We start from the raw sequence: 19,272 nt of genomic DNA on the forward strand, positions 1-19,272 counted from the left end.
CACTAAATAATAAACTGAGCAGCATTTCGTTAGTTGGGCGTCAAAGTTGAGAAACCCAATAACAAACAAGCCTTTCATTATTAGATGAAAGGCTTGTGTACATTTAACTACTGGCGATTGGGGTGATTCAGAATGTGGTCTTCCCAATCCACCACATCAATCTCGTATACCACTTTATTGCGGACACTTTCGCCCGCCGCGTGCATCGCAGATTTCGAGCCCGTAATCAACGGATGCCATTCTGGTAAAGGCTGTTTTTCAGCCAACAGGCGGTAAGCGCACGTATGCGGCAGCCAAGTAAAATCGTCGATGTCTTCGCGCGTCAGCTTGGTGCACTCTTCACCCGAAGTAAAACGATTTGGGTAATCCTTACAAGAACACGTTTTGCTATTTAACCAGCTACAGGCCACATTGGTGTAATAGATTTCGTCGGTATCTTCGTCCATTAGCTTATGCAGGCAACATTTACCACAACCATCACAGAGAGATTCCCATTCCTCTTCTGTCATCTGCTCTAACGATTTACTTTGCCAAAATGGAGTGCTCATACTTCAGGTCTCACCAAGGGAATTTAGGGGGCGATTTATACCCCTCTCAACGCAAAAGTTCAAGTTTTGAGAAGATCTCGAATCATTCACACATAACAGTAGAGATATTCAACTACTTTCGCTTTACTGTTCTATCCTTAAACGAGTTTCCATTACTCAATTGATCAAGAAGGCATTAAGGAGTTTTCATGGGTATTATTTCTTGGATTATTTTGGGCTTAATCGCCGGTGCACTCGCAAAATGGCTCATGCCAGGAAAAGATGGGGGTGGCTGGATTGCGACAATGCTACTCGGTATTGCTGGGGCGTTTGTCGGCGGCTTTCTTGGCGGTATTCTGGGTTTCGGCGGGGCAACTGGCGTAAATATCGGTAGCATCATCACCGCAACGCTAGGCGCATTTATTCTGCTGTTTGTTTACAACCGCTTCTTGAGATGATCACAACGGTTTAGAAGCCAAAAGGAGCACTCTATTGAGTGCTCCTTTTTATTTTTTCTTAGGCGACTCTTCCAATCCACGTCAAAATGACCATAATTGCCCCTCAATTTTTAAGAGGTTTACATTATGGATTGTCGACTAGGATGCGGAGCTTGCTGTATTGCGCCAAGTATCTCTTCACCGATACCTGGAATGCCCAAGGGCAAACCAGCAGGTGTTCGTTGCGTACAACTCAACGATGATAATTTGTGTAAGCTGTTTGGTAAGCCTGAGCGCCCTAACGTTTGTCACGATTTTAAACCGTGTCCGGTTGTGTGTGGCAAAACCAACCAAGAAGCGCTCGACAACATCACTGAGCTAGAGCAACTTACTTAATCTATTCAGAGCCCCCGTTTAATCGTTACCAAGCTCTCGTAAGTACAAGTAGATGGTATCGCGCGAAATGCCAAGATGGTTTGCAACCATTAAAACAGCATCTTTGTATTTAAAAATGCCTAAGCCGTGCAGTCGCGTCACCAGTTCACGGTTACGTTTAGAAGGCGCAATGGCTTCATTTTCCCACACTTCTGTTTGCACGGTTTCTATCGTGCTGATGATGGTTTCATCAATATTACGCGCAAACGTTTCTGGTGAGCGAGCACCACCAACACAACACTCAGTGTGTTGCTGAGGCAGCATTGCCTTTAAAAACGCCTGCATCGGTGCATCCATATCTACGTTGATACACAGCAGACCAATCGGTTTGTTTTTTGGATTTCTGACAATGGTCGTAATGGAGTGCAAGGTCTTTCCGTTCGACGTTTTCGTCAAGTACGAATCAGAAACGTCCTTGCCCTCTCTTAACTTCATTCTCGCTAAGTTGGTAATTGGGGCACCTTCACTGCGTTCCGTCACGTGCCCGTTTGCGATTTTGATGATTTCCGGCGCTTCGGCATCTAAGCTGTGGAGAACCACTTCAGTGTGTTCACCATACATACGTGCAATGCCATCCACCACGTTTTTCATAGAGTTCAAAATATCGAGATCACTCTTGGTGAGTTTCTTTAGTAGCAATGTTACTTCCCTTAGCAAAAACTGGAGGTTAGGCCGACATAATATCGATAATAGATTTGTCAGTATACGGCATACCGAAACGAACCATTGAGCCAACATTTCTTATCGTTTGCTCAACTTCTTCGCCTACTATACCTTGATTCTTAACACTGTGGTTACCCATCGCCATCAAATATGAGCGCACCGCCGTTGTCGACGAAGTACACACTTTCATCGCACAAGAGGATTTCGCACCATCGCACACCATACCTGAACTATCGCTGATGACGTTTTGAATGGCGTAGCATGATTGCTCAAATGTACCACCAGCTAAATACACCAGCGCCATAGAAGCTGCCGCACTGGTAACAGTGTTGCCACAAAATGCGGATAACGGTGGGTAATAAGATTTGATGTAAATAGCCCCTAAATGACTCATGATCAATGCGCGTGCCAACTGTTCTTCGTCGTTTTGGAATGCTTCAGCCGCAACTACGACTGGCATTGTAGCGGCAATACCTTGGTTCCCACTGCCGAAATTGCTCATGGCTGGCAACGTCGCCCCTCCCATGCGAGCATCAGACGCCGCAGATGTCATCATCTGTATGCGACTCATTAAGTCATTGCCCAATAAGCCTTGCTCGATGTTGCCTTTTAGCGTGCGTCCAATTTCTAGGCCGTAACCTCGGTCGATACCCTCTTGAGCCAACAAGGTATTAAGCTCTGCAGCTTGGAGAATGAACTTGATCTCTTCAAAAGGCGCTTGAGTGGCAAACTCATAGATTTGTTTGATCGAAATATCCACACCTTCACAAACGGAAGCGGTCGCAACGCGTTGCTGTGATGGGGCATCAAAAATCACGTCGCCATTACGCATGATTTGGAGAATGTTGGTGTGACCGCCACTGATCGTGACCGAAACAACATCGTCACCAGAGGTGAGCGTTACGCTGCAATAAATGAATTCTTGCGTATCCACGCGCGCTACAGTTACTCGCTCTTCATCTATCAATTGTTGCGCAGCAGCGACATCCTGCTCATTAATCCGAGCCAACACTTCCAGTTCTGCTGTTGGGTCACCGGCTAATGCACCAACCGAGGCGGCAATTTTGAGGCCTATCTTGCCCGTTCCGGGTACGAAAACACCCATCGAGTTTTTAAATAGGTTGTCTGAAACACGCACCTCTATCGCATCAATATCGGATGTGCCTAACTCTTTTCTTGCAACTGCTGCCGCGTACGCAGCAGCAATGGGTTCTGTACATCCTAATGCAGGTTTCACAACTTGCTTAATGATTTGGATATATTGTGTCCATTGCTGGTTCATGCTCTGTTCTCCGTATTACTTTTTATGAGCAATCGCTTCGACTTCAATTAACACGCCAAGAGGCAAATCTTTCACTGCGAAGCAACTGCGTGCCGGACAATCTTGTTGGAAAAACTCTGCGTAGACCTTGTTAAACTCGGCAAAGTCATTAATATTCGATAGGTAACACGTTGTTTTTAAAACAGTATCGATACTGCCACCACCAGCCTCTAAAACGTGCTTCAAGTTAGTAAGAGATTGATGACTTTGTGCACTGATGCCGCCTTCAACGACTTTTCCTGTTGCCTTATCAACGGGTAATTGGCCAGAAGTAAAAATCAAATCACCATAGCTAGTGCCATGTGAATAAGGTCCGATAGCAGCAGGCGCGTGTTCAGATGAAATCAATTTTTTCATTTTTAAATCCTCACATAAATTTTATTTTTTATTAAGAAGTTTCTAATTCAACTTCCGTATTAGCGTTATTTTTTCAATTAAACATGAATCAAACAACTAGATCAGATCACAAAACTCGTTAAAAACTCCAATTTATTTGAACTTCTTCGCCAAGATCTCAAATTTATCTGAATTTTCCACAAAAAAATTGGTGATATACATTTTCTCAATTAAATTTGAGAAAAATTCATACTAACAAGAGAAACAATAAAATGAGCGTGACAGCACCTACACAAACCTTACCTATCGGTAAAGAGCCACCGCACGTAAAAGCAGGCATGGCCCTAGACGAGTGGAAAGCCGCGATCAAGTTTGATAGCACAGACTGGGGATGGGTGATCATGAGTATCGGCATGGCAATCGGTGCCGGTATTGTCTTTTTACCAGTAAAAGTAGGCGTATTGGGCCTTTGGGTATTCTTGGCCTCTGCCGTGATCGGCTACCCAGCAATGTACTTATTCCAACGCCTTTTCATCAACACTCTCTCAAGTTCACCAAAGTGCCAAGATTACGCTGGCGTCATTTCCGGCTACCTTGGTAACAAATGGGGGGCGTTATTAGGTGTGCTCTACTTCATCATGTTGGTGATTTGGGTCTTTGTTTACTCAACAGCTATCAACAATGACTCGGCATCTTTCCTACATAGTTTTGGCATCACGGAAGGTTTATTGTCTGAAAACCCGCTATATGGTCTGGCTTTAGTGTGCGCGCTGGTCGCTATTGCATCTCGTGGTGAAAAGATTTTATTTAAGGTCAGTACTGGTCTTGTACTGATTAAACTTTGTACCGTTGCATTACTTGGCGTCATGATGATCGAAAAATGGGATGTAGCGAATGTCGGTGCAATTCCAGAAACAGGCGCTGGTTTGAAAGATGCAATTGAGCTACTGCCGTTTACTCTAACGTCTATTCTCTTCATTCAAAGCTTGAGCCCAATGGTGATCTCGTACCGATCAAAAGAAAAATCGATTGAGGTTGCTCGCTTTAAAGCCATGCGCGCAATGAAAATTGCTTTCGGTATCTTGTTTGTGACCGTCTTCTTCTACGCGATTTCCTTTACGCTTGCGATGTCACATGAACAAGCGGTTAAAGCAGCAGAAGAGAACATCTCTGCTCTTGCGATGGTTGCGCAAGGTATGGACGGCACGACGTTAAAACTAATGAGTTTGATGCTGAATATTTTCTCAGTAATGACTGCGTTTTTTGGCGTGTACTTAGGTTTCCGCGATTCTTGCCAAGGTCTAGCGATGCTGGCTCTAAAAAAGGTCATGCCTGAAGATAAGATCAATAAAGACTTAGTCACCAAGGGAATCATTCTCTTTGCGATTCTCATGGCGTGGGGTGCAATTGTATTGAATCTACCAGTTCTGAGCTTCACATCAGTATGTAGCCCTATCTTTGGTTTGATTGGCTGTTTGATTCCAGCTTACCTTGTCTACCAAGTGCCTTCTTTACACAAGTACAAAGGCGCGTCGCTTTACTTGATTATTGCGACTGGTATTTTGTTGTGCGTATCACCTTTCGTCGCATTTAGCTAAAACCTACTTTGCCTTGGCTGTTACTCAGGTAGTGATGGCCAAGGCAAACTTAAAATTCAACCTCTCCTCTCCTTGCTTTTCTCTCATCCTTGAGAACTATTGCCACATACCGTCCTATTTGCAGTCTTTACGAGACCTCCCTCACACTTTATTGACAATTCTCGACTATGTTCAGCGGGTCATTTAAGTAGAAATTAGGAAATAACATGAACAAGTATTTGGCAGAGGCTTTTGGTACGTTCTGGCTAGTATTAGGCGGCTGCGGTAGCGCAGTGTTGGCTGCAGGTTTCCCAGACGTGGGTATTGGTCTGCTAGGCGTTGCTCTGGCCTTTGGTTTAACCGTTTTAACCATGGCATTTGCAATCGGTCATATTTCAGGTTGCCACTTGAACCCGGCAGTGACGGTTGGTCTTTGGGCTGGCGATCGTTTTGAGACAAAAGACGTTGCGCCTTACATCATCGCACAAGTGCTCGGTGGGCTTATCGCTGGTGGCATTCTTTATGTCATCGCGACAGGACAAGCTGGATTCGATGTTGTGGGTTCTGGCTTTGCCGCCAACGGTTATGGTGAACACTCGCCGGGTCAGTACTCCATGCTTGCTGCGCTAGTTTCTGAAGTCGTGATGACGATGATGTTCCTTATCGTGATCATGGGGGCGACAGACAAACGTGCACCTCAAGGTTTTGCACCTATTGCGATTGGTTTGTGTCTGACTCTTATTCACCTGATCAGCATTCCTGTGACAAACACCTCAGTAAACCCGGCTCGTAGTACAGCAGTCGCAATGTATGTGGGTGACTGGGCAGTTTCTCAATTATGGCTGTTCTGGATTGCGCCTATTTTGGGTGGTGTACTTGGTGCAGTTATCTACAAAAACCTTCTTGGTAAAGAATCGAACGATTAATCGTTCCCAACTCCCAAGATCAAAAAAGCCGCTGAATTCAGCGGCTTTTTATTAAATTCTGTGTCGACCTAACAGCGAGTGTGACAACGTCGTGCCATCGACAAGCTCAAGCTCTCCACCGACAGGCACACCATGCGCGATGCGGCTGGCATCAACTTGGTGTTCTTTACATAGCTCTGCGATGTAATGTGCAGTGGCTTCGCCTTCAACCGTCGGGTTTGTTGCCAAAATCACTTCGGCTATATCACCGCGACGTAAGCGGTAATCCAGCACATCCAGCCCAATATCACTTGGACCAATACCGTCTAGTGGTGACAAATGTCCCATAAGAACAAAGTATCGACCAGAATACTGGCCCGTTGCTTCGACTGCAGCAATGTCTGCCGGGCTTTCTACCACACAAATTTGACCATTTTCTTGGCGTTTTGGGTTAGTACAAATATGACAGACTTCTTCTTCGGTGAAGGTTCGACACTCAGTACAATGACCGATTTCTGTCATTGCCTGGCTAAGCGCATCTGCAAGTTGCAAACCGCCTTTTCTATCGCGCTGTAACAAATGAAAGGCCATACGCTGCGCCGACTTGGGGCCAACCCCAGGTAGACAACGTAAGGCCTCCATCAATTGCTCCAGCATATGACTGGTACGCATTAAAAGTCCGCTTAATTAAATATCAGCAGATTAGAATGGCATTTTCATACCTGGTGGTAGTTGCATACCGCCAGTTACAGAAGCCATTTTCTCTTTTTGAGTTTCTTCAACACGACGGGCCGCATCGTTGAACGCCGCAGCGATCAAATCTTCAAGCATTTCTTTGTCGTCTTCCATCAAACTTTCATCGATGTCAACACGACGTACGCTGTGACTACCAGTGATAGTAACTTTTACTAGGCCAGCACCAGACTCGCCAGTTACTTCCATATTCGCGATTTCTTCTTGAAGCTTTTGCATGCGATCTTGCATTTGCTGGGCTTGCTTCATTAGGTTGCCCATACCGCCTTTACCAAACATGTTTATCTCTCTGGTTTAATGAGGTGTTGCATCAATTAATGGGGTTGTAACCTTAGGTTTTCAACCCCATTCCATTCGATTATTAGATAGGGCGCACACTATCTTTATCAAGCTCTGCAGCAAAACGACGTTCAATAAATTGAACATTTGGATCGTTTTCTAAACTATTCAGAGCTTGCTGTAACTTCTCTTGATAGAGCCTATCTCTAAGTTCAAGTGGTGTTTCTCCACTCTCCCCTATTTCGATGCTCATGTGGCACTCTTCACCTAACACGGTATTAAGTGCTTTAAGCAATTCGGCTTGAGCTCTATCAGTATTCAAATGAGCTTGGCTGCTTCTCAATAGTAACGAAACGGTTGTTCCTTCCTTACTATAATGAGAGTTTAGCGCAAGTTGCTCTACCAGCTTAGGGATCTCCATTAAACTGATTAGCTTCGCCCATTCATTATGTTCTAACGATTCATCGATGAGCTTTTGTGCCATTTCAGGCGTTTTCTCATGCTCAAGTGCCTGCTTGAGCTGCGTAGGTGTCAGTTTTGTATTCACTTTTGTCTCAACAGGCTTGCTTGGACGCCAGCGATACGCTTCCTCAACTTGTGGCTCCGTCGACTTCGGAGCTGAGTTTGGCGACACCTGCGCGGAATTGCCATGCAATTGCGCTACTCGGTCGATAACCGATTCTGGTTGTGCAGATGCCGCTTTAGGCTTTTTTGAGCCACCATTTTGAGGAGTGTTCTGTTGTAGGCCTTGACGCTGAGAACGTAATTGGTGACGTAAACCGCTTAGACCGCCGCGCGCCGGTGTTGAAACGCTCTCTTGCACTTGTTGAGGTGGCGTTTCATGCTGCGGTGCAGGGTTTTCGCTCATCGGCGGCGCCATATCATACTGTGGCGGAACCGCCTCATATCCACTCGCGTGATACTCAGGTTGTGAATTGGATGAAGGTTGAGGCGCCACTTGTGGTGTGCTTTGCGCCGGACTCGGCTGCTGAGTTCGAGGAGCAGCTACTGTCTGAGCTGGTGCAGTCTTTGGCTGACTGGCACTTTGAGCTGGGGCTGAAGCTGGTTCGCAGTTACTAGAAACAACATTTGCCCCACTGTTATTTGATGGGCGGAACGCCATCATACGCAGCACAATCATTTCCAAACCGACTCGCCCATTTGGCGAGAGAGTCAAATCTTCACGACCTTTCAATGCAATTTGATAGTAAAGCTGCACATCTTGCGGGCTTAGTGCTTTACTCAATAATTCGATCTTTTCTGCATCTGGCTGCGCTCGGTCTAGCGACGCTGGCAGCGCTTGATACATCGCAATTCGATGAAGCTGTGTTGCGACTTGCTGCAACAAACCATCCCACTCAACACCATTTGCTGCTAATTGCTGGATTTTATCCATGGCTTGTTGAGGTTGCTTGCTGCTGATTGACTCCAGTAAGTGAATCGCTTGGTCGGTATCAATCGTCCCCAACATGTGGCTGACAATATCGGTTTGCACCGCACCGTTACCTAACGCAATTGCTTGATCGGTCAAGCTGAGAGCATCACGCATACTGCCATCTGCAGCATGTGAAATCATACCCAGTGCTTTTGGTTCTGCCGATACTTGCTCTTGACCCAAAATGTAGTCAAGTTGCTGATGAATATCATCAACGCTGATCGGTTTGAGATGGAACTGTAGACAACGCGACAATATAGTAACTGGCAGCTTTTGTGGATCGGTTGTCGCGAGTAAGAACTTCACATACTCTGGCGGCTCTTCCAGGGTTTTCAACAACGCATTGAAAGAGTGACGCGATAGCATGTGCACCTCATCGATGAGGTACACTTTAAACCGTCCACGAGCAGGCTTGTATTGAACGTTGTCTAACAGTTCGCGAGTGTCTTCAACTTTAGTACGTGATGCCGCGTCGATTTCAAGAAGATCGACAAAGCGACCTTCATCAATTTCACGACAAGTATCGCACTTACCACAAGGTGTCGCGGTAATACCGGTTTCGCAGTTCAAGCCTTTGGCAAACAACCTACCGATACTCGTTTTACCCACACCACGAGTCCCGCTGAACAGATAAGCATGGTGTAAACGGTTTTGCGCCAGTGCGTTTTCCAACGCCGTCAGGACATGTTTTTGTCCGACAACTTGGTCAAACTGATTAGGACGCCATTTTCGCGCTAAAGCTAAATAACTCATTGAATGTATTAATGTCCTTCAAAATCGCAAATGCTGTATACGTTTAGACCTAGTGCTTCTAAACGTTTATCACCACCGATTTCTGGTAGGTTGATAACGAACGCAGCGTGCTCAACTTCACCGCCCAGTTGGCGAATCAGCTTAGTCGTCGCTTCAATAGTACCGCCCGTTGCCAATAAATCGTCGACAACCAGTACTTTGTCGCCTTCAACGATGGCATCTGTATGGATTTCTAGTGTATCAACGCCGTATTCAAGCTCGTAAGATTGAGCAACAGTAGGACGTGGTAGCTTGCCTGGTTTACGCACTGGTACAAAACCAACACCTAGCTCAAGCGCTAAAGGCGCACCAAATAAAAAGCCACGAGCTTCCGTACCCACAACCTTGGTAAAGCCCATATCTTTGTAACGTTCAACAAGAAGGTTGATCGTCGCTTGGTATGCTTTTGCGTCTTCAAGAAGGCTCGTCACATCACGAAATAGAATGCCTGGCTTTGGGTAGTCTTGGATGCTTTTGATGCTAGATTTGATCAGTGAAATTGTTTCTGTAGTCATAATACCGATTTACTTAGATTGGCTCATCGCCCTCTCTAATCGCAGTATCACGAGGGCAACGAACAATAGGTTTTCACCACTATGTGCTTATTTTCGTAACAGTCACAGGCGCTGAAAATACAAACGCCCACTCGAAGAGCGGGCACACTATTCTCTACAATCTTAGTGATTTTCTTCTCTGTCAGCAACCAACTCAATCACAGGCAGACGCATAAACCAGCCGAGTAAAACGATTAGCATCACTAAAAGACCAATTTTCACCCAAACAAGGGGAACAACAACGATTGAAACCATGAAACTAAGTGCAATAAAAATGGCGCCACGCTGTTTTACTTTTGAAGTAACAGCCCGGTGCTTATGCCAATTATCGAGAATCGGTCCAAACGTTTTGTGGTTATGTAGCCAATGATGAAATGCGGGGCTACCACGCATAAAACATGCACTAGCAAGTAGAATGAAAGGAGTGGTGGGTAAAAGCGGAAGGGCTATGCCGGCAATGCCGAGCACAATACAGAGTCCACCAACGGTATTGAAAAAGTAACGCTTAATACGAATGGTGAACTCCGGTACAAAATAGCTAGATTAAAAGCCTGCGTAACCATTCATTACACGAAGCCAGGTTAGCGTTGCAGGTAATGTTGGAATTAAAAGTACTGCAATGAAACCTAAAAAGTAAAAAATATTATAAGGCTCTTTAAAATCTTTGTCTGCCATGATGTATCTTCTCACTAGTTGACTTTGCTTCTCCCAAGGCACAGCGTTAAATTATCGTTGCACAAATGGGTCATTATTGTTTTGGGCGTTGACTATACCTTAAACAGCCAAATCTAAACACCAGCAAAAAGTAAGGTTATTGTTCGAGCATTTGTTGTTTTTTTGTGGTTCTAAAAAGACAATAAGCAGCGCCAAGACGCTGCTTATTGTGTTATGAAGTCAGAATTATACCAGTCGTGATTTTCGGGCAATATTTAAGCTAAAACTTGAAGAGCCTAAACAACCGATGGATAACTGACCAGCAACACCTAGCGGTAAATCTCGGGTTATGAAGTTTTTCATACTTCCTGCCCCTAAACAGTTACCTGCCGCGATATGTTGATTAGTATTTCCGTCAGACCAATGGCTATCTAAACCCGCAGGCAGGATAGAAACGGAGGACGAAGCCAGATCAGCGACACCAAATACAGCATTAACCGCACCAGCGCACTCTGAACACTCGATTCCTTTTTCAATGATCCCTACCATATCCTTCAGATCAGCACTGAAACTCTTCAAATTACGCAGGTAATCGTCAAACAAAGCCCTAACAAGCAATGTCGTCGCGACACCATCATTACTCTGGGAAGCAGAGTCAACGAGATAGAACGCAAATTGCCCGTTCATTAACCAACGATAATCGAACACCAGTGGCATAACGTCCGTCGATTGCAATAAACGGTATGAGCAGCGCCAATCACCTTGAGAAGCATCTTTCTCTGGCAATAAAGCATGCAGTAAATCTCTTGCAGCACTCGGGTTCTGCTGCAAATACTCTAGATGCCAGTGAAGCTCTTGCTCATCTGGGATTTCGCCACCGTCATCGACTCGGAACCACTGACTTGAAAAGTCTCGCTGTTCGGAGAAATGGCTATCGGTATCTTCGAGCGTATTGTCTATCGCCTGAGATAGGTGCTCATAATTACCTATCGGTTTAGGAAGAAAATCTTTAATACCAAATCGCAACGCTTTCGCGACATCGGACATTTCATCCGTGCCGGATACCACGATAAGCGGCAAGTATGGATATTCAAGACTGACTTCTTCGACGAATTCAATGCCATCTAATACCGGCATCGATAAATCACACAAGATAAGATCGGGTTGGCATTCCCTGAGTTGTTGAAGCGCCTCTAGGCCGTTTTCAGCTTCTACTACTTTAAAACCCTGACTTTCTAAATAAGCATTGGTTACTTTACGAAATATTGGATCATCATCCACCAACATAATTAGTTTTTGATTAACCACTTCCTGTGCCGAGACCATTGCCGTTTGACTGTGAGTCTTAAACATACCTTTACACCTCACAAAGCTAAGTCAAAAAACAGATTTATTATTAAGTCATTATTTTTGTTGTGTTTACATCCGGCGAAACGTTGCGCAGCAAGACTTGAGGCCGTTCCGCCTTGTTATAAAACGTAGCTTGAAAACGGCGTTTATACAAATATTACGGGGTATAACAGTATTTACTCAAACAGGGTTGCTGTGTTCAAATGATGCAACATGTTGACTTAAAGCAAGCTTTGATCACAAAGTTAATTATAAATTAGCCGTAATCGGTAATTTAATGTGTCTGGAAATATGAAATTAGATGACTTAAACCTGTTTCGACTGGTTGTCGAAAATGGGAGCTACACCGCAACTTCGCGAAAAACCATGATCCCGGTTGCGACCATCACCCGACGCATTCAAGCGCTAGAAGACTCTGTCAATCTTCGACTATTGAACCGTCACGCTCGCAAACTCTCGCTTACAGAAGCCGGGGAACGTTTTTACCATGAGTGCTCTCCTTTGCTGCAAAGGCTAACCACGGCAACAGAGGAAATCACTGACGACTGCCGAGGAGCATCAGGCAAGATTAAGATATCGGCGCCTTATAACTTAACTAAGCGCATGATGATGCCGATGTTCAACAGCTTTATGAAGCAGTATCCGGACATCAATATCGAACTAACGACAGAAAATAATGCAGACAAGCTTGACCCTACTGAATGGGATGTCATTTTTCGAGTGGGGCCCCAACGTGATTCTAGCCTGATCGCACGTAAGATTGGCGAAGTGAAGGATATTCTTGTCGCAAGTCCTGACTACCTTGCCTCGAATCCAGCACCAAACCACGCAGAAGAGCTCTCTAACCATTCATTGCTAAAAGGCTACCCTCTGATCAAGTGGACCTTAATTAATAGTAAAGGCGAGTCTGTCGTAAACGTTGATCGTGGTCGCTTTCAGGCGAATGCACTAAATGTAGTACGCAGTGCTTGTTCCGAAGGTTTAGGCATCACGCTAATGCCAGATGTCATGATCAAAGAATACATCGAAAGCGGCGATTTGGTACGCATACTGCCAGATTGGAGTGCAAACCCGCGCGACATTTATATGCTTTACAACCACAAAGATCACCTGCCAGAGAAAGTTCGTCTCTTTATCGACTTTGTGATCGCTTACAACATTCACTAATTCGATAGCGAATACAAAAAACCAGAGCCGGAGCTCTGGTTTTTTTTACGCCTCAAGAAAACGCCTATTATGCGCCTTCGTTATGCAGCTCTAGGTTTGCTAAATCCTGTTGGATTTCAAGTTGTGTTTTCGCATCATCGTTACGAAGACCATCTAAGAAGTCTAGGTATTGTTGGTCAATATCACCCGTTACGTATTCGCCGTTAAACACGGATGTATCGAACTGAGTAATATCTTGGTTTCCAAGACCGACTGCCTCAACCAAGTCTTCTAGACGTTGATAAATCAATGCATCAGCACCAATCTGCTTACAAATTGTATCGTTGTCACGGCCATGAGCAATAAGCTCGGTAGCACTTGGCATATCAATGCCGTACACGTTCGGGAATCGAACTTCTGGTGCTGCTGATACCATGTACACTTTCTTCGCACCAGAATCACGTGCCATTTCGATGATTTGTTCTGACGTAGTACCACGAACGATAGAGTCATCCACCAGCAACACATTCTTATCTTTGAACTCCGAACGAATTGCATTCAACTTGCGACGTACAGATTTCTTACGTTGTTGCTGACCAGGCATGATAAACGTACGCCCCACGTAACGGTTTTTCACGAAGCCTTGGCGGTAAGGGATATCGATCGCTTGAGCGATTTGAAGTGCGATGTCGCACGATGTTTCAGGGATAGGAATAACGACATCAATATCAAGATTTGCGTAGTCTTCACGAATACGTTCGCCTAGCTTTTTACCCATTTCAACGCGAGCACTGTATACCGAAATTTTATCGATGAACGAGTCTGGACGAGCAAAGTACACGAACTCGAAAATACAAGGGTTCAGCTTAGGATTATCTGCACACTGCTTCGTGTACAGTTCACCATCAAACGTTGCGTAGATTGCCTCACCAGGTGCAACATCACGAACAAAATCAAAACCGACGGCATCCAATGCTACCGATTCAGACGCAACCATGTACTCCGCTCTGCCATTAACTTCACGCTTACCTAAACATAGAGGGCGAATACCGTGTGGGTCACGAAAGGCAATCATACCATGACCAATGATCATGGCAGTTACAGCGTAAGCACCACGAATTGTGCGATGCACATTGATGACTGCGCGGAATACGTCTTCTGTCGTGACATTTCCTTTTACTGAGTCAATTTCGTGCGCCAGTACATTTAGTAATACTTCGGAGTCTGAAGTGGTATTGATATGACGGCGATCTTTTTCAAACAGCTTTTGACGAACTTCGTTAGCGTTGGTCAAGTTGCCATTGTGGGCAAGTGTAATACCGAAAGGAGAGTTTACGTAGAAAGGTTGAGCTTCTGAAGCGCTTGAACTGCCTGCTGTTGGGTAACGAACATGACCAATTCCGACCTCGCCTTGCAGGCGCTGCATATGTCTTGCTTCAAATACATCCTTGACTAAACCGTTCGCCTTGCGCAGACGAAAACGATTGCTTTCTATGGTACAAATACCAGCGGCATCTTGGCCACGATGCTGTAGCACCGTTAACGCGTCGTAAATAGACTGATTTACAGGCGTAGTGCCCACGATTCCAACAATACCACACATGTCCTAATCCTCGATTTGGCGACAGTAGCTGGCACTACTAGATAGTGCCAGACAGAAAACTTGATGTTGCTTGTAAATGCTCAAAGAAGGGAGCGATCACACGTTTGAACTCAGGAACTAACTGTGACGCTTTCCACCAATCTGAGCTTGGGAATGCAGTAAATGCATCCATAAAAAACAGCACCGCAGAAACAATTAAAACTCCGCGTAAACCACCAAATACCATCCCAAGAAGTCGGTCGGTACCTGATAGCCCTGTTTTTTGTACCAGTTGACCAATGACATAATTCACCACTGCACCAACTACCAAGGTCGCGACAAATAAAGCCGCAATCGCCGCTCCGTTACGAAACATGTCATCTTCGATGTTGGTGAAGTACACCGCCAATTTGGCGTAGTAGTTGCTGGAGATAAAAAACGCTCCAAACCAAATCACCAAAGACAAAGCTTCTTTAGCAAAACCGCGAACTAAACTGATCAGAGCTGAAAATCCGATCACACCTAAAATGATAAAATCTATCCAATTCATGTTTTCTTCATCTTAAGTTGGCGCGCATTTTAACAGAAAAAATGCTGACGCAAACGTTTTCTTATGGATTTAATGGCTTAAATTTAAGCAATTGACCTTTTGAGCCTGTAATTTTTTGTAATTCCTTGACTTGTCGTTCAAGTTTACTTTTTGACACATCAGGACCAACAATCACTCTCGTAAACTCGTTTTCTTTCTTTGTATGAGCTTGATAGCCACGCTTTTGCAAATCAGCGACAAGCGCGACCGCATTTTCGTGATTCTTAAGCGCCATCAACTGAATGATCCAAGCAGAATCTTCATATTGATTTTTTTCTTGCACAGGACGAGTGGCCACCTCAACTTGCTCTGGCTGTTTGATGACCTCTGGTTTAGGCGTTGGGTCAGGCTCAGAAGCAGCCACTTGGGCGCCCTCTTGCTCCTGCACCACCGCTTCAACTGGGGAGTCCGGTAACGCTATGTCGTCTTCCACTGGCTCTAATATTTCGAAGTTTTCCACATCACTATCAAGTTCAGGTTTGATAGGAATACTGGCAAATTCTTCTTTGTAGTGCAGTTTCTTACCATCTAGCACATCGGGAAGAACAATCACTCCGACTGCGACTAGAATGATGGTGCCGACTAAACGACTTTGGAATTTACTTGCCATCAAAATACCTTTGCTTATTTATTCTTTGATTGCCAATGTTCCAATACCTCTCCGACAGTATGGAATGAACCAACCACCAGAATGACGTCTTCTTGCTTTGCGTGGCTTCTTGCATTCTCAAAGGCGTCAACAGGGTTTTCAAAATGAACTTGCCCATCAGGTAAGTATTGGCACAACTCTCCAGCAGTCGCCGCTCTCGGTCCGGTTAGCGACGCTGGATACCATTGTGTTGCAATTGGAGTTAGCGCTTCAATGGTTGCTTTAATGTCTTTGTCATGCAGCATCGCGATCACAATATGGATATTCTTACCCAAATATTGGTGCTTCACTTTCTCTACCAAATACTCAGCAGAGTGCGGGTTATGCGCGACATCAAGGATTATCTCTGGCTCGTGATGCAATATCTGCATGCGCCCTGCCAGGCGAGCATTATTCAAGCCATTGACAATGTTTATGTCAGTGATTTGCAATTCCGATGCTCCTAACGCCATCAATGCTGTTGCCGCATTTTGTAGCGGTAACGATGGGACAGGTAAATCCTCTAACGCAAATGCACCACTGCTCCACTTCCAACCATTATTAGTTAGTTGGTAATCATACTGAATACCAACTTGGAAGAACTCAGAGCCAATATCGTCAGCATGAGCCGCCACGGTCGCCGGTGGCGTTGGTTGACCACAAATTGCTGGCTTCCCTGAACGGTAAATGCCTGCCTTTTCAAAACCAATGACATTGATGTCATCACCAAGCCAATCCACATGATCGATAGCTAAGCTCGTAATAACAGAAACATCATGGTCAACAACGTTGGTGGCATCTAGACGGCCGCCAAGTCCTACTTCAAGTAAGATAACGTCAACTTTCTCTACTTGGAAAATACGTAGCGCAGCAAGCGTACCGAATTCAAAGAGGCTAAGGCTGATATCACCACGCTGCCTTTCTACATAGTCGAATGCTTCACAGTGCTTTGCATCTACAACGTCGACGCCATTAATGCGTACACGCTCGTTGTAACGAATCAGGTGCGGAGAGCTGTAAACACCGACTGAATAGCCAGCATCGAGTAAAATAGCTTCCATTAACGCACACGTTGAGCCTTTGCCATTGGTGCCGGCAACAGTGATTACGGTTGGAGCTGGTTTGGTAAGATTGGCTTTGTTTGCTACCGCTTGGACACGGTCTAAGCCTAGATCAATTGCTGAGGAATGAATATTTGCTAAATAATCAAGCCACATCTCTAATGAAGATGTGGCTTGAGGAATTGGGTTTTGGGTCATCTAACTTTAACCATTAAATTCTTTGGTTTTTATGTTAGTTGATACTTTACCCTTTTTCGTCCGCTTCTGGTACAGAATATGGCTCTTCATTTGGAGATTCGTTAACCGAAACCACCAAAGGAGACTTGTGGTTAGTCATCTTAGCGATTAGACCACCCACACGCTGACGCATTTCACGACGGTCAACGATCATATCAATCGCACCGTGATCAAGCAGGAACTCACTACGCTGGAAACCTTCAGGAAGATCTTCACGCACTGTTTGCTCGATAACACGACGACCAGCAAAGCCAATCAGCGCCTTAGGTTCACCGATGTTGATATCACCCAACATAGCCAAACTTGCTGATACACCACCCATTGTAGGGTCAGTGAGAACCGAAATAAACGGCAGACCTTTTTCTGATAGACGCTCAAGCGCAGCACTGGTTTTTGCCATTTGCATAAGAGACATCAATGCCTCTTGCATACGAGCGCCACCACTTGCTGAGAAACAAACAAGTGCACAATTGTTTTCAATTGCTGCATCCACCGCTTTTACGAAGCGAGCACCAACAACTGAACCCATTGAACCGCCCATAAAGGAGAATTCAAACGCACACGCCACAAGGGGTAGACCAAGCAGTTCACCTTGCATCACAACTAGCGCATCTTTCTCTCCGCTGTTTTTTTGTGCTGCAGAGATACGCTCTTTGTATCGCTTAGAATCTTTAAATTTCAGTTTATCCTGTGGCTCAAGTTCGGTACCTAATTCAACTCGATTGCCTTCATCTAAAAACGTTTCCAAACGACGACGCGCTTTCATGCGCATGTGATGGTTACACTTTGGACAAACTTCTAGGTTACGCTCTAGTTCAGCATGGTATAAAACCTGTTCACAAGAGGTACATTTAGTCCACACACCTTCTGGGATAGAAGCTTTGCGTGAACTTACTAGGTTGCTTTTCTCTAAAATCTTTTCAAGCCAACTCATGGAAGACCTTTTCTCTCAACTCTTCCGCTTCATTGCGAAAGATATAAATTCGACATAATACCGACGGATTAAACCATATCTTGCAGCTACTGTAGATAAAAAACTGGTTGTACCTATTTTTGATATCATAAATAGCGTATGTTTTCCGCTCACATTCAATGTAAACACTACCGATATTTTGAAATAAGTTTGTAAAATTAGTTCAAATTATCTGGCAAAAACAGTGGACCGATCGGCACTTCAGGTAACCCAAATTCTTCTGGATAGTCTACATCTACCAGGTACAGACCTTCCGCTTTCGCTGTCGCACCCGCTAGTTTGCGATCTTTAGCCTCTAGCAACCATTTGATCCATTCAGGGCTCTCTTCACCACGTCCAACCTTTATCAAGCTACCCGTGATGTTACGAACCATATGATGCACGAACGCATTGGCTTTAATATCAATAACCACATAGTTCCCATGGCGCGTAACGTTCAGATGCATCAAGTTTCGAAATGGGCTACGAGACTGACAATGCGCCGCACGAAACGACGTAAAATCATTTTCACCAAGCAGATACTGCCCTGCCTCATGCATTTTTTTCTCGTCGAGCTCACCATGATAGTGGCTCACACCAGAGTTTAAGATACCAGGTCGTAAAGCATGATTGAAAATAATGTAACGATAACGGCGCGCTGTCGCTGAGAATCGTGCATGGAAATCATCTGGGACTTCCTTAGCCCAACGAACCGCTATATCACTCGGCATGTTCGCGTTTGCGCCCATAGTCCAAGCTACCATTTTTCGAGTAACGTTGGTATCAAAGTGCACAACTTGTCCTGTGCCATGCACGCCAGCGTCTGTCCGACCAGCACACTGCACTTCAACTGGGTGATTAGCAACAACGGACAATGCTTTCTCTAGCTCTTCTTGGACACTTTTCACTTCTCTTTGGCGCTGCCAACCAAAGTAGTTTGTACCGTTGTACTCGATACCTAATGCGATTCTCATCTTAACCTTCGAACTCTAAAATGGGGCGGGAAGTATATACTCAAGTCACCTCAAGTTGCCAGTTTCAACAAGGATGACGTAGAGG

Annotated in this window: 22 protein-coding genes; 5 read left to right on the forward strand and 17 right to left on the reverse strand. The window is 45.0% G+C overall.

All coding sequences use genetic code 11. From position 1 onward, the window contains the following. Window positions 1-107 precede the first annotated feature (107 nt). On the reverse strand, window positions 108-548 hold the full coding sequence (locus NDJ01_RS01605) for a YcgN family cysteine cluster protein (RefSeq protein ID WP_065645037.1): 441 nt from the start codon (window positions 546-548) through the stop codon (window positions 108-110). A 188-nt stretch (window positions 549-736) separates the two neighbouring features. Here NDJ01_RS01605 and NDJ01_RS01610 point away from each other — a divergent pair, with 188 nt between their 5' ends. Further along, complete coding sequence (locus NDJ01_RS01610; RefSeq protein ID WP_005397239.1) at window positions 737-985, forward strand: GlsB/YeaQ/YmgE family stress response membrane protein; 249 nt, start codon at window positions 737-739, stop codon at window positions 983-985. 126 nt (window positions 986-1,111) lie between these two features. Beyond that, window positions 1,112-1,360 carry a YkgJ family cysteine cluster protein gene (locus NDJ01_RS01615; protein ID WP_025574470.1) on the forward strand — a complete coding sequence of 83 codons (249 nt, stop codon included), beginning with the start codon at window positions 1,112-1,114 and terminating at the stop codon, window positions 1,358-1,360. An 18-nt stretch (window positions 1,361-1,378) separates the two neighbouring features. Here NDJ01_RS01615 and NDJ01_RS01620 read toward each other — a convergent pair whose 3' ends face one another. From NDJ01_RS01620 to NDJ01_RS01630, 3 genes are read right to left on the reverse strand one after another with little or no spacing between them, the layout of a single operon-like run. Next, on the reverse strand, window positions 1,379-2,038 hold the full coding sequence (locus NDJ01_RS01620; protein WP_005397228.1) for a transcriptional regulator: 660 nt from the start codon (window positions 2,036-2,038) through the stop codon (window positions 1,379-1,381). Window positions 2,039-2,066: 28 nt separating this feature from the next. Beyond that, entirely contained in the window at window positions 2,067-3,344 is a 1,278-nt protein-coding gene (locus tag NDJ01_RS01625; protein WP_203343213.1) for a serine dehydratase subunit alpha family protein, read from the reverse strand. Between the two features lie 15 nt (window positions 3,345-3,359). Beyond that, window positions 3,360-3,740, reverse strand: coding sequence for a RidA family protein (locus tag NDJ01_RS01630; protein ID WP_005397224.1), 381 nt, complete (start codon window positions 3,738-3,740; stop codon window positions 3,360-3,362). A gap of 317 nt (window positions 3,741-4,057) precedes the next feature. On the opposite strand from NDJ01_RS01630, the gene NDJ01_RS01635 reads away from it, so the two are divergent. Both NDJ01_RS01635 and aqpZ read left to right on the forward strand, forming a co-directional pair. Then, the gene (locus NDJ01_RS01635) at window positions 4,058-5,317 is read left to right on the forward strand and encodes an amino acid permease (protein ID WP_031780611.1); all 1,260 of its coding nucleotides are present in this window, start codon (window positions 4,058-4,060) and stop codon (window positions 5,315-5,317) included. A gap of 206 nt (window positions 5,318-5,523) precedes the next feature. Then, entirely contained in the window at window positions 5,524-6,222 is a 699-nt protein-coding gene (gene aqpZ, locus NDJ01_RS01640) for an aquaporin Z (RefSeq protein ID WP_258586133.1), read from the forward strand. Between the two features lie 51 nt (window positions 6,223-6,273). Here aqpZ and recR read toward each other — a convergent pair whose 3' ends face one another. The 7 genes from recR to NDJ01_RS01675 all read right to left on the reverse strand — a co-directional run bounded on the left by recR (window position 6,274) and on the right by NDJ01_RS01675 (window position 12,021). After that, window positions 6,274-6,873 carry a recombination mediator RecR gene (recR, locus tag NDJ01_RS01645; RefSeq protein WP_031780610.1) on the reverse strand — a complete coding sequence of 200 codons (600 nt, stop codon included), beginning with the start codon at window positions 6,871-6,873 and terminating at the stop codon, window positions 6,274-6,276. 30 nt (window positions 6,874-6,903) lie between these two features. Continuing rightward, window positions 6,904-7,233, reverse strand: coding sequence for a YbaB/EbfC family nucleoid-associated protein (locus NDJ01_RS01650; protein WP_005380618.1), 330 nt, complete (start codon window positions 7,231-7,233; stop codon window positions 6,904-6,906). 82 nt (window positions 7,234-7,315) lie between these two features. Then, window positions 7,316-9,421: a DNA polymerase III subunit gamma/tau gene (gene dnaX / locus NDJ01_RS01655; RefSeq protein ID WP_258586134.1), complete on the reverse strand. Its 2,106-nt coding sequence runs from the start codon at window positions 9,419-9,421 to the stop codon at window positions 7,316-7,318. Between the two features lie 8 nt (window positions 9,422-9,429). Beyond that, window positions 9,430-9,975 carry an adenine phosphoribosyltransferase gene (gene apt / locus NDJ01_RS01660; protein ID WP_005380615.1) on the reverse strand — a complete coding sequence of 182 codons (546 nt, stop codon included), beginning with the start codon at window positions 9,973-9,975 and terminating at the stop codon, window positions 9,430-9,432. A gap of 162 nt (window positions 9,976-10,137) precedes the next feature. Further along, complete coding sequence (locus tag NDJ01_RS01665; RefSeq protein WP_371131105.1) at window positions 10,138-10,524, reverse strand: YbaN family protein; 387 nt, start codon at window positions 10,522-10,524, stop codon at window positions 10,138-10,140. A 33-nt stretch (window positions 10,525-10,557) separates the two neighbouring features. After that, window positions 10,558-10,689, reverse strand: coding sequence for a hypothetical protein (locus NDJ01_RS01670; RefSeq protein ID WP_005380608.1), 132 nt, complete (start codon window positions 10,687-10,689; stop codon window positions 10,558-10,560). A 225-nt stretch (window positions 10,690-10,914) separates the two neighbouring features. Further along, window positions 10,915-12,021 carry a response regulator gene (locus NDJ01_RS01675; protein ID WP_005397213.1) on the reverse strand — a complete coding sequence of 369 codons (1,107 nt, stop codon included), beginning with the start codon at window positions 12,019-12,021 and terminating at the stop codon, window positions 10,915-10,917. A gap of 288 nt (window positions 12,022-12,309) precedes the next feature. On the opposite strand from NDJ01_RS01675, the gene NDJ01_RS01680 reads away from it, so the two are divergent. Next, window positions 12,310-13,185: a LysR family transcriptional regulator gene (locus NDJ01_RS01680; RefSeq protein WP_258586135.1), complete on the forward strand. Its 876-nt coding sequence runs from the start codon at window positions 12,310-12,312 to the stop codon at window positions 13,183-13,185. Window positions 13,186-13,252: 67 nt separating this feature from the next. On the opposite strand, the gene purF is transcribed toward NDJ01_RS01680, so the two are convergent. The 6 genes from purF to truA all read right to left on the reverse strand — a co-directional run bounded on the left by purF (window position 13,253) and on the right by truA (window position 19,187). Then, entirely contained in the window at window positions 13,253-14,767 is a 1,515-nt protein-coding gene (gene purF, locus NDJ01_RS01685) for an amidophosphoribosyltransferase (RefSeq protein WP_258586136.1), read from the reverse strand. Window positions 14,768-14,804: 37 nt separating this feature from the next. Next, window positions 14,805-15,296 carry a CvpA family protein gene (locus tag NDJ01_RS01690; RefSeq protein WP_065645034.1) on the reverse strand — a complete coding sequence of 164 codons (492 nt, stop codon included), beginning with the start codon at window positions 15,294-15,296 and terminating at the stop codon, window positions 14,805-14,807. Window positions 15,297-15,357: 61 nt separating this feature from the next. Beyond that, complete coding sequence (locus tag NDJ01_RS01695) at window positions 15,358-15,945, reverse strand: SPOR domain-containing protein (RefSeq protein WP_150919186.1); 588 nt, start codon at window positions 15,943-15,945, stop codon at window positions 15,358-15,360. Between the two features lie 14 nt (window positions 15,946-15,959). Beyond that, complete coding sequence (gene folC, locus NDJ01_RS01700; RefSeq protein ID WP_258586137.1) at window positions 15,960-17,222, reverse strand: bifunctional tetrahydrofolate synthase/dihydrofolate synthase; 1,263 nt, start codon at window positions 17,220-17,222, stop codon at window positions 15,960-15,962. Window positions 17,223-17,268: 46 nt separating this feature from the next. After that, window positions 17,269-18,195 (reverse strand): acetyl-CoA carboxylase, carboxyltransferase subunit beta, encoded by a 927-nt coding sequence (gene accD, locus NDJ01_RS01705; protein ID WP_005397203.1) that lies wholly within the window; start codon window positions 18,193-18,195, stop codon window positions 17,269-17,271. 197 nt (window positions 18,196-18,392) lie between these two features. Continuing rightward, a complete protein-coding gene (gene truA / locus NDJ01_RS01710; RefSeq protein ID WP_047010110.1) occupies window positions 18,393-19,187 on the reverse strand; it encodes a tRNA pseudouridine(38-40) synthase TruA in 795 nt (264 codons plus the stop codon). Window positions 19,188-19,272 lie beyond the last annotated feature (85 nt).

It is taken from the genome of Vibrio sp. HS-50-1, from assembly GCF_024747315.1.
GTDB lineage: Bacteria > Pseudomonadota > Gammaproteobacteria > Enterobacterales > Vibrionaceae > Vibrio > Vibrio diabolicus.

What these genes read in the sequence shown, in the direction of transcription:
- NDJ01_RS01695 (WP_150919186.1), bottom strand. Translation starts at nt 15,945, where the DNA reads ATGGCAAGTAAATTCCAAAGTCGTTTAGTCGGCACCATCATTCTAGTC.
- aqpZ (WP_258586133.1), top strand. Translation starts at nt 5,524, where the DNA reads ATGAACAAGTATTTGGCAGAGGCTTTTGGTACGTTCTGGCTAGTATTA.
- NDJ01_RS01690 (WP_065645034.1), bottom strand. Translation starts at nt 15,296, where the DNA reads ATGAATTGGATAGATTTTATCATTTTAGGTGTGATCGGATTTTCAGCT.
- NDJ01_RS01650 (WP_005380618.1), bottom strand. Translation starts at nt 7,233, where the DNA reads ATGTTTGGTAAAGGCGGTATGGGCAACCTAATGAAGCAAGCCCAGCAA.
- recR (WP_031780610.1), bottom strand. Translation starts at nt 6,873, where the DNA reads ATGCGTACCAGTCATATGCTGGAGCAATTGATGGAGGCCTTACGTTGT.
- NDJ01_RS01605 (WP_065645037.1), bottom strand. Translation starts at nt 548, where the DNA reads ATGAGCACTCCATTTTGGCAAAGTAAATCGTTAGAGCAGATGACAGAA.
- NDJ01_RS01630 (WP_005397224.1), bottom strand. Translation starts at nt 3,740, where the DNA reads ATGAAAAAATTGATTTCATCTGAACACGCGCCTGCTGCTATCGGACCT.
- NDJ01_RS01680 (WP_258586135.1), top strand. Translation starts at nt 12,310, where the DNA reads ATGAAATTAGATGACTTAAACCTGTTTCGACTGGTTGTCGAAAATGGG.
- apt (WP_005380615.1), bottom strand. Translation starts at nt 9,975, where the DNA reads ATGACTACAGAAACAATTTCACTGATCAAATCTAGCATCAAAAGCATC.
- NDJ01_RS01615 (WP_025574470.1), top strand. Translation starts at nt 1,112, where the DNA reads ATGGATTGTCGACTAGGATGCGGAGCTTGCTGTATTGCGCCAAGTATC.
- NDJ01_RS01610 (WP_005397239.1), top strand. Translation starts at nt 737, where the DNA reads ATGGGTATTATTTCTTGGATTATTTTGGGCTTAATCGCCGGTGCACTC.
- dnaX (WP_258586134.1), bottom strand. Translation starts at nt 9,421, where the DNA reads ATGAGTTATTTAGCTTTAGCGCGAAAATGGCGTCCTAATCAGTTTGAC.
- NDJ01_RS01670 (WP_005380608.1), bottom strand. Translation starts at nt 10,689, where the DNA reads ATGGCAGACAAAGATTTTAAAGAGCCTTATAATATTTTTTACTTTTTA.
- accD (WP_005397203.1), bottom strand. Translation starts at nt 18,195, where the DNA reads ATGAGTTGGCTTGAAAAGATTTTAGAGAAAAGCAACCTAGTAAGTTCA.
- purF (WP_258586136.1), bottom strand. Translation starts at nt 14,767, where the DNA reads ATGTGTGGTATTGTTGGAATCGTGGGCACTACGCCTGTAAATCAGTCT.
- folC (WP_258586137.1), bottom strand. Translation starts at nt 17,222, where the DNA reads ATGACCCAAAACCCAATTCCTCAAGCCACATCTTCATTAGAGATGTGG.
- truA (WP_047010110.1), bottom strand. Translation starts at nt 19,187, where the DNA reads ATGAGAATCGCATTAGGTATCGAGTACAACGGTACAAACTACTTTGGT.
- NDJ01_RS01635 (WP_031780611.1), top strand. Translation starts at nt 4,058, where the DNA reads ATGGCCCTAGACGAGTGGAAAGCCGCGATCAAGTTTGATAGCACAGAC.
- NDJ01_RS01625 (WP_203343213.1), bottom strand. Translation starts at nt 3,344, where the DNA reads ATGAACCAGCAATGGACACAATATATCCAAATCATTAAGCAAGTTGTG.
- NDJ01_RS01675 (WP_005397213.1), bottom strand. Translation starts at nt 12,021, where the DNA reads ATGTTTAAGACTCACAGTCAAACGGCAATGGTCTCGGCACAGGAAGTG.